The 1,287-nt window shown below is 51.4% G+C and carries 1 protein-coding gene; it reads right to left on the reverse strand.

Annotation, left to right across the window (positions count from 1 at the left end; translation table 11 throughout):
- Positions 1–32 precede the first annotated feature (32 nt).
- Entirely contained in the window at positions 33–1,187 is a 1,155-nt protein-coding gene (locus IV91_RS0104420; RefSeq protein WP_031596347.1) for an IS630 family transposase, read from the reverse strand.
- Positions 1,188–1,287 lie beyond the last annotated feature (100 nt).

Here is a 1,287-nt window from a genome sequence, read left to right on the forward strand (position 1 = left end):
CTAGTACAACATAACATCAAACAACTTACATATCATTCCAAGCCCAGATCGAAGTTACTCCACCGGAAGACAACCGGGTGTTCGTTCCATTCGGCAATCCCTTTTTCGATGCGGCCCTTCAGTTCCTCCTTTGAGGAGACCCGGATGTGGCGCAAGAATGTACGGGCCATCTTCGAGAACGCCGTTTCCACCAGATTGAGCCAGGATCCATGCTTGGGGGTGTGGACATACTCAAACCGGTTGGGATGTGCGGCCAGATAGGCGAAGGTCTCCTTGGAAATGTGGGCCGAGTGGTTGTCCAAAACAACCCGAATGGTCGCCTCTTTCGGGTAACGCTCATCCAGTCGCTTCAGCAGAGCGACAAACTCTTGGCTCCGGTGACGCTCTTCGACATTGGCGATCACTTCACCCGTATGAAGATCCAGGGCCGCAAGAATCGAAAGCGTCCCATGACGGATATATTCGTAGTCGCGCCCGACTTCGGCGTGGCGTCCGGGGACGGGAGGCAAATCGGGGGCCGTGTTCTGGATTGCCTGGACTCCCGGTTTCTCGTCCACGCTGACAGTAATGACCGGGCGGATCTCCTCAGGAACCGGCTTGTCCTGTAATTTTTTCCGGTCATTCTGAAGATTAACCTCCTGATAAACCATCAGGACTTCCCTCATCTTCCGGTCAAAATCTGGATCCTTCTTTTCCAGATAGTACCGGATTCGGTGCGGCTTGATGTTGGCTGTATCCAGAATCCGCCATATCGTCATCTTCGGAACACGGGCCAATCTTGGAAATCCCGCCGATTCCGCTCTCTCGTGAACAAAAGCCGTCAAAGCCGATAGGGTCCACAATTCTGCCGCAAATCCATGGTCCTTGGGCTTGCAGCAGGCCAGACTCACTACCCAACTTTTAGCCTCTTCCGTGATCTCAGGGCTTTTCGGTCGATGATATTTATCCTTGAGCCCTACAGAGACTCCGGCGGCCAATGCCTTGTCGATGCATTTGTAAATAGATGGGCGAGACAGACGGATCTCCCGATGAATTTCCGAGAAAGACATCCCTTCTGCATATTTCAATAAAATGCACGCTCGTTCAATCTCCCGCTTGGAAGCCGTCCGGGACTGCGAGAGTCTCGTGAGACTTTCCTTTTCTTTTGGCGTTAATACCAATGGTGCTCGATCCGTCTTTCGTCCCATTATCTCCCCCCGTCCTTTATGGTTTTGACCAAAATTTCTCTCGATCATTGTACGGGAGGGAATTGTATTACGTAAACCTTTTAATGATATTTACTACTAG

Source organism: Ferrovum myxofaciens (assembly GCF_000735045.1).
Taxonomy (GTDB): Bacteria; Pseudomonadota; Gammaproteobacteria; order Burkholderiales; family Ferrovaceae; genus Ferrovum; species Ferrovum myxofaciens.